The 12,629-nt window shown below is 70.2% G+C and carries 8 protein-coding genes and 1 pseudogene; 3 read left to right on the top strand and 6 right to left on the bottom strand.

Going from position 1 to position 12,629, the window contains the following annotated elements:
* Positions 1–73: 73 nt before the first annotated feature.
* The 6 genes and pseudogenes from pulA to AC3AGO_RS24435 form a co-directional block, all read right to left on the bottom strand.
* A pseudogene (gene pulA / locus AC3AGO_RS24460) lies at positions 74–2,707 on the bottom strand (pullulanase-type alpha-1,6-glucosidase); the annotation flags it as partial.
* Positions 2,708–2,962: 255 nt separating this feature from the next.
* Positions 2,963–4,369 (bottom strand): alpha-amylase, encoded by a 1,407-nt coding sequence (locus tag AC3AGO_RS24455; protein WP_487822383.1) that lies wholly within the window; start codon positions 4,367–4,369, stop codon positions 2,963–2,965.
* Between the two features lie 196 nt (positions 4,370–4,565).
* The gene (locus tag AC3AGO_RS24450; RefSeq protein ID WP_487822382.1) at positions 4,566–5,612 is read right to left on the bottom strand and encodes a LacI family DNA-binding transcriptional regulator; all 1,047 of its coding nucleotides are present in this window, start codon (positions 5,610–5,612) and stop codon (positions 4,566–4,568) included.
* A complete protein-coding gene (locus AC3AGO_RS24445; protein WP_487822381.1) occupies positions 5,609–6,439 on the bottom strand; it encodes a sugar ABC transporter permease in 831 nt (276 codons plus the stop codon). Before AC3AGO_RS24445 ends, AC3AGO_RS24450 begins: the two co-directional genes overlap by 4 nt.
* Positions 6,440–6,441: 2 nt before the next feature.
* Positions 6,442–7,446 (bottom strand): carbohydrate ABC transporter permease, encoded by a 1,005-nt coding sequence (locus AC3AGO_RS24440; RefSeq protein WP_487822380.1) that lies wholly within the window; start codon positions 7,444–7,446, stop codon positions 6,442–6,444.
* Positions 7,447–7,451: 5 nt separating this feature from the next.
* Positions 7,452–8,729 (bottom strand): extracellular solute-binding protein, encoded by a 1,278-nt coding sequence (locus tag AC3AGO_RS24435; protein WP_487822379.1) that lies wholly within the window; start codon positions 8,727–8,729, stop codon positions 7,452–7,454.
* Between the two features lie 184 nt (positions 8,730–8,913).
* On the opposite strand from AC3AGO_RS24435, the gene AC3AGO_RS24430 reads away from it, so the two are divergent.
* From AC3AGO_RS24430 to AC3AGO_RS24420, 3 genes are read left to right on the top strand one after another with little or no spacing between them, the layout of a single operon-like run.
* Positions 8,914–10,527, top strand: a complete 1,614-nt coding sequence (locus tag AC3AGO_RS24430) for a glycoside hydrolase family 13 protein (RefSeq protein ID WP_487822378.1) — start codon at positions 8,914–8,916, stop codon at positions 10,525–10,527.
* 24 nt (positions 10,528–10,551) lie between these two features.
* Entirely contained in the window at positions 10,552–11,673 is a 1,122-nt protein-coding gene (locus AC3AGO_RS24425) for a LacI family DNA-binding transcriptional regulator (RefSeq protein WP_487822377.1), read from the top strand.
* 56 nt (positions 11,674–11,729) lie between these two features.
* Positions 11,730–12,620: a phosphatase PAP2 family protein gene (locus AC3AGO_RS24420; RefSeq protein ID WP_487822376.1), complete on the top strand. Its 891-nt coding sequence runs from the start codon at positions 11,730–11,732 to the stop codon at positions 12,618–12,620.
* Positions 12,621–12,629: the final 9 nt, after the last annotated feature.

Below are 12,629 nucleotides of genomic sequence, written 5' to 3'. Positions count from 1 at the left end.
GCGCGACTCCTCACATCGGTTCGGGCATTGGTGATCACGGGTCTGCGGATGCCGGAAAGCAGTTCGCCCGCTGTCACGGCTGCTGCCGGAAGACGGCGACCGTGCGGGCCGGGACGGTGAAGGTGCCGGTCGCCCTGTCGTGCGTGGAGCGCTTCACCACCGGGTCGGCGCCGCGGGCCTGTACGGGGTGCAGTCCGTACGCCCGGTCGGCCGTGCCGGACAGTCGCTGGGTCTGCTGCTGCGGGGTGGCGTTGAGGACGAGTACCAGGCCGTCCAGTTGTGCGGTGATGACGCCGGGCGTCTCGTGGGTGCCGGACAGCGGGAAGTTCAGGGCGCGTTGTACGGCGGCGGTGTCCTTCTTGCTGAAGGCCGGTTCGGTGCTGCGGATGCGCAGCAGGTCGCGGTAGGCGGCGCTGGTGGACCGGATCTCCGTACAGCCGGGTACGAGGCGGGAGTCGGTGAGCAGCGGCTTCGCGTACTGCCATTTGGCCTCGTTGTCGGGGGCCGGGGGCAGTCCGCGGCCGAATCCGTTGCCCTTGCGGCAGTTCCACTGGAGGGCGTTGAACCAGTCGCCGGAGTCGTACGAGTTGCGGTCCAGGGACTTCGAGCGGAGCAGGTCGGAGCCGGCGTGCGAGAGCGCGGGTCCCTGGGAGAGCGCGGCGGTGGCCATGCCGAGGACCTGCATGCGTGCCCGGTCGGGTGCGGAGGTGTGCTCGGGCAGTTTGTACGCGAGGGCGTCGTACAGGGTCTCGTTGTCGTGGGCGTCGGCGTACGCGAGGGCGTCGCCGGGGTTCTTCGCGTAGCCGGCGGGTGTGCCGTTGTAGTCGACCTGTGCTCCGGTGACCCGTTTGCCGTGCGAGTCGGTGAAGCGGTAGCCGGCGAGGTTGCCGCTGAGTCCCACTTTGAGCAGGTCCTGGTAGTGCAGCAGGCGGTCGTGCTGTGCGGTGCGGCTGCCGTTCGCCGGGGAGGAGTTGGGGTCGGTGGAGAGGCCGGAGGCGAAGCCCTGGACGCGCGGGTCGTCGTCGAAGGGGCCGCCGCCGCGCAGGGCGTCGCGGGCCCGGTCGGAGAACGTGGCGACGCCGGTGCCCGCCATGTTCTTCTGCGTGGCCTGGACGAAGCGGGCGTCGTCGGCGACCTCGCCGAAGTTCCAGCCCTCCCCGTAGAGCACGATCTTCTTCCCGTCGACGCCGTCCCGTACGGGGGTGAGGGCGTCCAGGGCGTGCCGGACGGCGAGGATGTTCGCCTTGGGGTGGTGGCCCATCAGGTCGAAGCGGAAGCCGTCGACCTTGTAGTCGCGGGCCCAGCGGACGAGGGAGTCCACGGTCAGCTTGCCCATCATGGCGTTCTCGGGTGCGGTGTTGGCGCAGCAGGTGGAGGTGGCGACGCTGCCGTCGGCTTCGAGCCGCTGGTAGTAGCCGGGCACGATCCGGTCGAGGACGGACCGCGGGTCCTGGCCGCTCGCGACGGTGTGGTTGTAGACGACGTCCATCACGGTGCGCAGTCCGGCCCTGTTCAGCCCTCGCACCATTCCGCGGAACTCGCGGGTGCGGCCGGGGCCTTCGGCATCCGTGGCGTACGAGCCCTCGGGGACGCTGTAGTGCTGCGGGTCGTAGCCCCAGTTGAACGCGTCCTTGCCGGCGGTCTTCCGCACGCACTCCTGCTGCCGTTCGGAGTCGGCGGGCAGATCCTCCATCCGGCAGTCGGGCTGCTGCTGTTCCGCACGCCGTTCGGGCACGCTGCTGAAGTCGAAGGCGGGCAGCAGGTGCACGTACGAGGTGCCGGACTGTGCGAGGTCGCGCAGGTGCCGCATGCCGTCCGAACTGCGGTTGGTGAACGCCTCGTAGGTGCCGCGCTGCCGGGCCGGGACGGTGCTGTCGTCGCGGGAGAAGTCGCGGATGTGCAGTTCCTGGATCTGCGCGTCGCGCAGTGGCGTGGGGTGCGGTTTGGTGAACTGGCGCCAGCCGGACGGTGCGAGGCGCGGGTCGTCGAGGTCGGCCGCGACGCTGCGCTGTGAGTCGGTGGTGAGCGCGGTGGAGTACGGGTCGGTGACCTCGTTGGTGACGATCTTCCGCACGCTGGGCGCCCACACGGTGACGCGGTACCGGTAGGACGCGTTCCGCCAGTCGCCCTGTGCGCGCCAGACGCCGCTCGCCCCGTCACGGCGCATGGGGACCGTCCGGCCCGCGACCCGGACGTCGACACTGCGGGCCGTCGGGGCCCAGACGGCGAGTGTGGTGCGGCGGCCGTCGAAGTGCGGGCCGAGTTCCGCCTGTCGGGCCTTGTCCGCGTACAGGTCGTCGAGCACCCCGGCGTGCTGCACTCCGGTAGCGGCGGTGAGCCGGTCCTGCGGTCCGGCGGTGGCCACGACCTGTCCGCGCAGTGCCGTGCGCAGGACGTCCGGGTCGTCCTCCGTCACCCGGTAGGCGTCGTAGTCCTTTGCCAAGTGCGGCCGCGCGGCGCGCTGTTCGTCGCTGAGCCCACCGGGGACGCGGGTCAGCCGCACGGTGCGCCCGCCGCCGGTGAGTTCACCGTCGCGTACGGCCAGACTGCCGTCGGCGTCGTACGTCAGCCGGTGTTCCGCCGCGGTGTCGCCGAGCGTTCTGGGCCAGGCGACGGTCGTCCGGTCGATCCACTGCACGCGCGCCTTGGTGAGGTCCAGCTGCCCGTCCTGCGCCGCCTGTACGGGGCTGCCGCCGATCAGCGGCAGGGCGAGCGGGAACGCGAGTGTCGCCGCGAGCAGGGGTATTCGCCGGGTTCTGCCCCGGTGCCGTCGGTGTCCGAACACGGTGGAGGGCTCCTTCGTCACGTCGCGCAGGGGGATGGTGCGGCCGTCCCGCTCCGGACAGCGGGGAGGTGGGAGGTGGCCCGGAGCGGGACGGCCGGTCAACAGGGCGCACGGTCCGCAGTCCGCAGCGGGCCCGGCCGTACGGTCGGCGGGTCATGCGGTCGGCAAGTCGTACGGTCAGCAGGTGCGGGCGGCCGTGTGCAGGGCGAGTGCCGTGTTCGCGGCGAGGGTCGCGGTGACCTTGCCGCCGCTCACGGTGCGTGCCGTCCTGCTCTGCACATCGCAGTAGCTGCCGTCCGGCAGCGAGGTCTGGAACGTACGGGTCAGCGGGCCGGTCTCGTGGTTGACGGCCACGAAGCCCTTGGTGCCGCGGCTGAAGGCGATGGCGTCGTTGCCGTTGTCCCACCAGTCGCGCACGTCGGTGCCGCGCGTCTCGTTGCGGAACCCGACCATGGACTGGATCTCCGTCCAGGCGTGCTGGCACTTCCAGCCGTCCTGCCAACAGGCGTTCACTGTCCCGCCGTTGGGCGGCCCCGCGTCACTGTCGCTGAACTCGTAGCCGGAGTGCACGTCCGGGGAGCCGTAGGGCCAGGCCAGCATGAACACGTTGGCGAGCGTGTAGTCCGCGCCGTTCTTGTAGCTGAGGGTGGAGCCGTTCCGCTCGGTGTCGTGGTTGTCGACCATCACGGCGGCCTTACCGCTGTCCATGTAGCCCCAGCCGGTGCCGTAGTTGCTCAGGTAGGACAGCTTCTCGTTCTGGAAGACCCGCTTGAGGTCGAACGCGTAGCGGAACTCCTGCACATCGCCGTTGCCGAGGTACTCGCCCGGCGAGACGGCCTCGCCGGCGCCGTAGATGGCTTCCTGCTTCCAGTAGGCGCCGGGGTTGGTCAGCCTGCTCTTGATGTTCGCCAGATCGGCGGCCGGCATGTGCTTGGCGGCGTCGACGCGGAAGCCGGCGGCACCGAGCGACAGCAGGTCGTTCATGTAGGCCGCGATCCGGCCGCGCACGTACTCCTCGCCGGTGTCCAGGTCGGCCAGGCCGACCAGTTCGCAGGACTGCACGTTGTAGCGGTCCTGATAGTTGCTGATCTGGCTGCGGCAGTCGTCCATGTCGGCGCCCGAATAGGTGCCCGGGTAGGCGTACTTGGAGTACGAGGAGCCGCCGGTGCCGGTGCCGGAACCCGCGCTCATGTGGTTGATGACGGTGTCCACCACGACACCCACGCCCGCGGAGCGGCAGGTGGCGACCATGGCGCGGAACTGTTCGCGGTTGCCGAGGCGGCTCTCCAGCTTGTAGCTGACGGGCTGGTACTGGGTCCACCACTGCCCGCCCTGGATGTGCTCCTGGGGAGGCGAGACCTGTACGTGGCCGTAGCCGGCCGGGCCGAGCTTCGACGTGCACTCCTCGGCGACCGAGTCGAAGCGCCAGTTGAACAGCACGGCGGTGACGTCCTTGCCGCCGGGCGGCGCGGCCTGCGCCTGCTGCGGCGCCGTGCCGAGCGCGGCGGCCGCGCAGGCGGTGAGGGCGAGCAGGACCGCCAGGGGTCTGGAGCGGCGGAGCGGTGAACGTGCGAACAAGACCATGACGCCTCCGTCTGGAGAAGCGAAGGGAATGCCCGGGGGCAACGCGCCGCGCCCGAAAGGCCGTTGGGGACCGGACCGGCCGGCCGGGCGCGTGGGGCCCGGTGGGTCCCCCGGCCGGCCGGACCGGAGCGAGAGGAACGTAACAGCTTGCAGAAAGTTGCGGAAGGTATCGCGCAGCGTCCGCTGCCGCGCGGTCTCAGCGGCCTTCCGCGCCCCGCCGGGACCCCGTCGAACCGCGGACGACCAGCTCGGGCTGGAAGACGAACTCCGCGTTCTGCGCGGCACTGTGGCCGACTTCCTCCAGCAGCGCGTGCACGGCCGCGTTGGCCATGGCGCGTACGGGCTGCCGTACGGTCGTCAGCGGCGGGTCCGTGAAGGCGTTCAGCGCCGAGTCGTCGTAGCCGACCACCGACACGTCGCGCGGGCAGTCCAGCCCGCGCTGCCGCGCTGCCCTGATCGCCCCGAGGGCCATCAGGTCGCTGCCGCACACGAAGCCCGTACAGCCCGCGTCGAGCAGCGCTCCGGCGGCTGCCTGGCCACCCTCCACGGTGAACAGGGTGTGCTGCACGACGCCGGAGACGCCGTGCCCGGCGAGCTCCTCCAGCGTCGCGGCGAAGCCCTCGGCCTTGCGCCGCGCGGGCACGAACCGGGCGGGCCCGACGGCCAGTCCGACCTTCCGGTGCCCCAGTTCGACGAGGTGCCGTACGGCGATGGCCGCGGCGGCACGGTCGTCCGGGGAGACGGAGGGTGCGGCGATGTGCTGGTTGTATCCGTTGATGAGCACGAACGGCACACCACGGGCCGCGAGCCGTCCGTATCTGACCGGATCGGCCGTCAGGTCGGCGTGCAGTCCGGAGAGGAACACGATCCCGGTGACACCGCGTTCGACGAGCTGGTCGACCAGTTCGTCCTCGGTGGCACCGCCGGGCATCTGCGTGCCGAGCACCGGCGTGTAGCCGTAGCCCGACAGGGCCTGCTCGATGACCTGCGCGAAGGCGGGAAAGATCGGGTTGGTCAGTTCGGGTATGACCAGGCCGACCAGTCCCGCGCTGCGCTGCCGCAGCCGTACGGGCCGCTCGTAGCCGAGCACGTCGAGTGCCGCGAGGACCTTCTGCCGTGTCGAAGAGGCGACGCCCGCACGGCCGTTGAGCACCCGGCTGACGGTGGCCTCGCTGACGTCGGCGTGCGCGGCGAGGTCGGCCAGCCGTGCCACGGGCAGCCCGGAGGCGGGGGCCTGTGTCACGACTTCGTCGCTCCCGCCGTCAGCCCGGAGACCAGGTGCCGCTGTGCGAAGCCGAACACGAGGGCGGCCGGGACGGCGATGATGACGGCCGCGGCGGTCATGGAGCCCCAGTCGGAGCCGTACCGGTTGACGAAGGTCTGGAGTCCGCCGGCCAGGGTGAGGTTCTCCTCGCCCGTCATGAAGGCCGTGGCGTACGCGACTTCGGCCCACGCGGTGACGAACGTGTAGAAGCCGGTGACGGCCAGGCCGGGCTTCGCGAGCGGCAGGATGAGCCGCCAGAAGGTGCCGAACGGGTTCAGCCCGTCCACCCGCCCCGATTCGTCGATCTCCGGGGGGATGGTGTCGAAGAAGCCCTTCATCATCCAGGCGCAGAACGGCACGGCCACCGTGAGGTACGTGACGATCAGTCCGACGGGCTGGTTGAGGAGTCCGAGGGTGGCCATCGTGTTGTACAGCGGCACGATGAGCACGGCCATCGGGAACATCTGCGTCACCAGCAGCACCCACACCAGCGGCCGCATCCCGGGGAACCGGAACCGGCTCAGCGCGTAGCCCGTGGTGGCCGCGATGAACACGCCGATCAGGGTCGTACCGAGCACCACGGTCAGCGAGTTGGCGAACCAGGTGAGGAACTGGGTGTCCCGTACGACGTGTCCGTAGTTGCCGAGGGTGAAGCCCTGCACGAGGGAGGCGGAGAACGCCTCGTTCGTCGGTTTGAACGAGGTCACCAGGAGCCACAGCGGCGGGAACAGCGCGACGGCGGTGGCCGCGAGCAGCCCGAGGTGCAGTCCGGTGGAGGCGAGCGGGGACCTCTTGCGGGTGCGCATCGTCACCACTCCTCCCCTTGCCGGCGCAGTGCCCGGCGGTAGACGACGGTGAACACGGTGAGCAGCAGCAGGATGAGGACGCCCCAGGCGGCCGACGTGGCGAAGTCCCGCGGGCTGTTCACGAAGGACAGCCGGAAGGCGTACGTCACGAGGATCTCCGTGGAGTCCTCGGGGCCGCCCTTGGTGAGCAGGTAGATGACGGGGAACATGTTGAACGTCCAGATGGTGCTCAGCAGGATCACCGTGCTGCTGACCGAACGGACGCCGGGCAGCGTCACGTTGGTGAACCGCTGCCAGGGCGACGCACCGTCCATCTCCGCGGCTTCGTACTGTTCGGCCGGGATGGACTGCAGTGCGCCCAGCATCGCCACGATCATGAACGGCACACCGAGCCACACGTTGACCGCGATGACGGCCACTTTGGCCCAGACGGGGTCGCCCAGCCAGGGCACTCCGGCGATACCGCCGCCGTCGAGCACCTTGTTGAGGAGGCCGTTCTTCTCGTTGAACAGCATCTTCCAGGCGAAGACGGAGACGAAGGCCGGGATGCCCCAGGGCACGATCATCGCGACGCGGTAGACGCCGCGGCCGCGCACCTTCCGGTTGAGCATGTTGGCAAGTGCCAGGCCGAGCAGGAAGGTGACGCCCACACAGCTCACGGTCCAGACGGCGGTCCAGCCGAGCCGGCTCCAGAAGACGCTGTCGCCCAGGATGGCCGCGTAGTTGTCGAGGCCGGTGAACTCGTATGTCGCGGGGATGTGGTTGACGCCGATGGTGCGCTCGACGTTCGCCTCGTCGGCGTCCGTGAGGGACAGATAGACGCCGCGCAGCAGCGGATAGCCGATGATCAGCCCGATGACGAGCACCACGGGGGCGCACATCGTCCAGGCGTACCAGTGCTTGGCGAGCGCCCGGCGCAGCCGGCCGGACCCGGGGGCGCGGGGCGCGGGGGCGGCGGCGTCACCGGGCCTGCCGCTCCCGCGCTCCGTACGGACAGGGGTGGTCACCGCGGTCACTTGTATCCCTTGAGCAGCTTGCGGAACTCGTCGCCGGTCTTGGCCGCGGCGTCCTCGGGCCGCTTGCCGTTCGCGAGGACGGCGTCCATCTGCAGCCGGATGGGCTCGAAGAGGGAGTTGCCCTCGGCGATCCAGGGGCGCTGCACGGCCTTGTCGACGGCCGGCTTGAAGAACGACACCATCTCGTTCTTCTTCACGGACGGCTTCTCGTACACCGACTGCCGGGTGGGCAGCAGGCTGATCTCCTTGGTGGTGCGTTCCTGCACCTCGGCGGAGCCCATGTACTTGGCGAACTCCTGCGACGCGCGCATGTTCTTCGTGCCGGCGTAGACGGAGAGATTCCAGCCGCCCTGCGGGGAGCCCTGGGCCTTGCTGCCGGCCGGTACGGGGGCGACGCCGAGGTTGTCCTCGTTCTTGGCGCCGTTGAACTCCTTGCCCTCGCGGGCTCCGGCGATGTCCCAGGGGCCGTCGACGATCATCGCGACCTTGCCGTCCCGGAAGGCCTTGAGCTGGTTCTCCTGGCCGTCGCTGCTGTCGGTGATCGCCGCCTTGGAGTCGACGAGGTCCTTCATGCCGGCGAAGGCCTTCGCCCCTGCCGGGTCGTCGACCTCGACCTTCTTTGCGGTGGCGTCGACCAGGTCGCCGCCCTCGCCGTAGAGGTAGGGCAGGAACCAGTACGGGTCGTCGCCGCGCAGGTAGAGGCCCGTGGCACCGGTGCTGCTCTTGATCTTCTTGGCGGACTTCTTCAGTTCGGCCGTGGAGGCGGGCACGGGCACGCCTGCCTTCTTGAGCAGCCGCTTGTTGTAGAACAGCGCGAGGGTGTCGGTGACCTGCGGCACCGCGTACGTCTTGCCCTCGAAACGGGTGCTGCCCGCCGCGTTCTTGAGGAAGTCGTCCTCCTGGTCCAGCGCCGGAGTGCCGTCCAGCGGCGCGAGGTAGCCGAGGTTGGCGAAGTCGGCCACCCAGGCGACCTCGGTGCGCATCACGTCGGGGGCGCCGGAGTTGCCGCCCGCCGCGTTCTTGAACTTCTGGCTGGCGTCACCGAAGTTGACGTGCACGTACTTCACATCGACCTTGGGGTGCTTCTGCTCGAAGTCCTCGGCGATCTTCTTGTACGCGCCCTTCTCGCCGTCGTTCGAGGTGTCCCAGTAGGTGACGGTGCCGGCGATCTCGCCGTTCGCGCCGTTCCCGCCGCCGCTGTCGCTTCCGCCGCATGCCGTCGCCGTCAGTGCCAGCACCGCGGCCGCCGCGGTGGCGCCTATGCCACGCCGCATGTCGTTCCCTCCCACATCCCCGGCGCACCGAGCGGCGCCGAACTGCGGAGCAACGTAACCGCGCCGCAAACTTTCCGAAAGACCTTGCGGCAATTTTCTGCAAGTTGACCCGTCAAGCTTCCGAAAGACCTTGCAGCGCTGCTACGTTCGGCCCCATTGCGTACCGAGCCGAGAGGGATGGTCCATGCCGCAGCACGCCGTCAACACCGACTCCGCGTCGGGCGAGAACTCCGCAGCCGCACCCGGCTGGTGGCGCGACGCCGTCATCTACCAGGTGTACGTGCGCTCCTTCGCCGACAGCGACGGTGACGGCGTCGGCGACCTCCCCGGCATCCGCCAACGCCTGCCGCACCTGGCGGAGTTGGGCGTCGACGCGGTCTGGCTGACCCCCTTCTACGCCTCGCCGCAGGCCGACGGCGGCTACGACGTCGCCGACTACCGCGCGGTCGACCCGCGGTTCGGCGATCTGAGCGACGCCGACGACCTGGTCCGCGAGGCGCACCGGCTGGGGCTGCGCGTCATCGTCGACGTCGTCCCGAACCACACGTCCGACCGGCACGCCTGGTTCGCGGAGGCGCTGCGCGGCGACGGACCGGCCCGCGCCCGCTACCACTTCGCGCCGGGCAAGGGCGACGACGGCGAACTGCCCCCGAACGACTGGGAGTCCGTCTTCGGCGGCCCCGCGTGGACCCGCGTCACGGAGCCGGACGGCACCCCGGGCCCCTGGTACCTGCATCTGTTCGCGCCGGAACAGCCCGACCTCAACTGGGAGAACGCCGAGGTCCGCGAGGAGTTCGAGTCGATCCTCCGGTTCTGGCTCGACCTCGGCGTCGACGGCTTCCGCATCGACGTCGCGCACGGCATGGTCAAGGCGCCAGGACTGCCCGACATCGGCCGCAAGGAACAGGCGAAGCTGATCGGCGCGCAGGAGCTGCCGTTCTTCGACCAGGACGGGGTGCACGAGATCCACCGCTCCTGGCGCCGGCTTCTCGACAGTTACGAGGGGCAGCGCATCGGCGTCGCGGAGGCCTGGGCCCCGGACGCGGGACGGCTCGCGCTCTACGTACGCCCGGACGAGCTGCACCAGGCGTTCAACTTCCAGTTCCTGCGCTGCCCTTGGGACGCGACGCAGATGCGCGCCGTCATCGAGGAGTCGATGGCCGCCACCACCTCCGTCGGCGCCCCCACCACGTGGGTGCTGTCCAATCACGACGTCGTCCGGCACGTCACCCGCCTCGGCAGCCTGGAGCGGGCGCGGGCCGCGGCGCTGCTGCTGCTCGCACTGCCCGGCTCGATGTACCTCTACCAGGGCGAGGAGCTGGGCCTGCCCGAGGTGACGGAGCTGCCCGACGAGGTGCGCCAGGACCCGGCGTTCTTCCGCGGCGAGGGCCAGGACGGGCAGCGCGACGGCTGCCGGGTGCCGCTCCCCTGGTCCGGGGACGCGGCCCCGTACGGTTTCGGCCCCGGCGGAAGCTGGCTGCCGCAGCCCGGCGAGTGGAAGCGGCTGTCGGTGGCGGTGCAGACCGGCGACCCGCGCTCCACCCTGGAGCTGTACCGCTCCGCGCTCGCGCTGCGCCGGGAGCTCCCGGGCCTCGGCGACGGCACGATGGAGTGGCTGGACGCGCCCGACGGGGTGCTGGCGCTGTCCCGCCCGGGCTTCGTGTGCACGGTCAACACCCGCGCGGAGGATGTGGAGTTCCCGGTACCGGGGAAGCCGCTGCTGTCGTCCGCCGCGCTGGAGTTCAGCGGCGGCCGTGCCCTGCTCCCGGCCGATTCCTGCACATGGTGGGCAGTGTGAGCCACGCCCGGTACAGTCCAGTCCGTGACCGCACGGCTAGCTGACATCGCAGCACAGGCGGGGGTCAGCGAAGCGACGGTCAGCCGGGTCCTGAACGGCAAACCGGGCGTCTCCGCTGCCACCCGCGAGTCCGTCCTGGCCGCTCTCGACGTGCTCGGGTACGAACGGCCGGGCAGGCTGCGACGGCACAGCGCCGGCCTGGTCGGGCTGATCACGCCGGAGCTGGAGAACCCGATATTCCCCGCGTTCGCGCAGGTCATCGCGCAGGGCCTGACCCGCCAGGGATACACGCCGGTGCTGGCGACGCAGACGCCGGGCGGCTCCACCGAGGACGAGCTCACCGAGATGCTCGTGGAGCGCGGCGTCTCCGGCATCATCTTCGTCTCCGGGCTGCACGCCGACACCACGCAGGACATGCGGCGGTACGAGAAGCTGCGCGGCCAGGGCGTGCCGTTCGTCCTCATCAACGGCTTCTCCCCCAAGGTGCAGGCGCCGTTCGTCTCCCCCGACGACCGGGCCGCCATGCGGCTGGCGGTCACACACCTGGCCTCCCTCGGGCACCGCCGCATCGGACTGGCGCTGGGACCCGAGCGGTTCGTGCCGGTCCAGCGGAAGATCGAGGGTTATCTGCGCAGCATGGACGAGCAGCTGGGACAGCCCGCGGCGGAGACCGGGCCGTACGTACAGCACTCCCTCTACACGCTGGAAGGCGGACAGGCCGCGACCGACGCACTGCTGGACCGCGGCTGTACGGCCGTCGTGTGCGCCAGCGACATGATGGCGCTCGGTGCGATACGCGCGGCACGGCAGCGCGGTCTGTCCGTACCGCACGACGTGTCCGTCATCGGCTTCGACGACTCCCCGCTGATCGCGTTCACCGACCCGCCGCTCACCACGATCCGGCAGCCCGTCACCGCGATGGGGCAGGCCGCGGTGCGCACCCTGCTGGAGGAGATCGGCGGCACGCCGGCTCCGCTGAGCGAATTCGTCTTCCTCCCGGAGCTCGTGGTAAGGGGCTCCACGGCCTCGGCGCCGCGCGGCGCCGGACACCCCAACACACCGTGGGACGCGCCGGGTGACACACCGGCAGACACCCCGAGAACCCCTGACGACGCCTCGGTCGCGGGGAGGACGGAAACGGCGTAAAAGACCCGCCCCAAGGATGATCGGCGTCGGGGACCCTTCTGGCAAACTGTCACACCATGGGGGCACCGACGAGCATCCACGACCAGAGCCGCTCGTCCGCCGCGCGTTCGGGGAAGGTGCGCGACGCGACGGGGATCCGGCGCACGGACGAGACGCTGCTCGCCCGGCTGCGCTCCCCCCGCAGGCCCCGCATCTGGTTCGAGATCGCCCTGATCGCGGTGAGCTACTGGACGTACTCCCTCATCCGCAACGCCGTTCCCGAGCAGCGCACTCAGGCCCTGAAGAACGCCGACTGGATCTGGCGCACCGAGCACGAGCTGGGCATCGCCGTCGAACACTCCGTCAACCACGCGGTCAACAGCGTCTCCTGGCTGATCGTCAGCATGAACTACTACTACGCGACACTGCACTTCATCGTGACGATCGGCGTGCTGGTGTGGCTCTACCGCCGGCATCCCGGCCGGTACGCGGCGACCCGCCTGGTCCTGTTCGCCACGACCGGCGTCGCCCTGCTGGGCTACTTCCTCTACCCTCTGGCGCCGCCCCGCCTCATGCACGGAGTGCACTTCATCGACACGGTGCGGGTGCACGACACCTGGGGCTCGATGGCCTCGGGGAACCTCGCGGAGATGTCCAACCAGTACGCCGCGATGCCGTCCATGCACATCGGCTGGTCCCTGTGGTGCGGCGTCACCATAGTGATGCTGTCGCGGCCCCTGTGGGGGAAGGTCCTCGGCGTGCTGTATCCGGTGTCCACGCTGGTGGTCATCGTCTGTACGGCGAATCACTTCTGGCTGGACGCGGTGGGCGGACTGCTCTGTCTCGCCTTCGGCTTCCTGCTCTCCTACGCCTGGTACGGCAGCTTCTCGTACCGGCTGCCCCGGATGGTGCCGGGGCCGCGCGCTGCCCCGGCCGCGGCCGGGGCGCTCCAGTCCTCCGCGCCGTAGGCGTCAGTC

It is taken from the genome of Streptomyces sp. BL1 (genome assembly GCF_057628045.1).
This window is presented reverse-complemented; position numbering and strand designations above follow the sequence as displayed.

Excerpts from the sequence above, each read along its gene's own strand:
- AC3AGO_RS24430 (WP_487822378.1), top strand. The coding sequence starts at position 8,914 with ATGCCGCAGCACGCCGTCAACACCGACTCCGCGTCGGGCGAGAACTCC.
- AC3AGO_RS24455 (WP_487822383.1), bottom strand. The coding sequence starts at position 4,369 with ATGGTCTTGTTCGCACGTTCACCGCTCCGCCGCTCCAGACCCCTGGCG.
- AC3AGO_RS24445 (WP_487822381.1), bottom strand. The coding sequence starts at position 6,439 with ATGCGCACCCGCAAGAGGTCCCCGCTCGCCTCCACCGGACTGCACCTC.
- AC3AGO_RS24420 (WP_487822376.1), top strand. The coding sequence starts at position 11,730 with ATGGGGGCACCGACGAGCATCCACGACCAGAGCCGCTCGTCCGCCGCG.
- AC3AGO_RS24435 (WP_487822379.1), bottom strand. The coding sequence starts at position 8,729 with ATGCGGCGTGGCATAGGCGCCACCGCGGCGGCCGCGGTGCTGGCACTG.